Raw genomic sequence first — 262 nt, 5'->3', positions numbered from 1 at the left:
ATACCGATGACAATAAGGCGGCAGCCATAATTATCGATCTAAATGGCAGTACATGCGTAATCCAACACGCTAACTGTAACCCTATAAGCAAAGGCCAGTTTATATATAATCGAAGTAAGTTGTACGTAGAAGGCTCTGTAACGATTTTTGATCTAGACGAAAAAAACTGGAACAAACTACCGTCTGGATCTTATCTAATTACTTCCTCAACTAACCCAGTAAAGGAAAAGCAAATTGTTGAGAATAAACTATCTTCGCTATA

At 37.0% G+C, this 262-nt stretch carries 1 protein-coding gene; it reads left to right on the top strand.

Translation table 11 applies throughout. The features are described 5' to 3' along the window. On the top strand, positions 1-262 hold a 262-nt coding region (locus tag A3766_RS31865; RefSeq protein WP_231882833.1), incomplete at both ends, for a hypothetical protein.

The sequence above is a fragment of the Oleiphilus sp. HI0132 genome, assembly GCF_001635845.1.
Note: the sequence above shows the minus strand (reverse complement) of the source record. Positions and strands in the feature narration are given on the sequence as shown.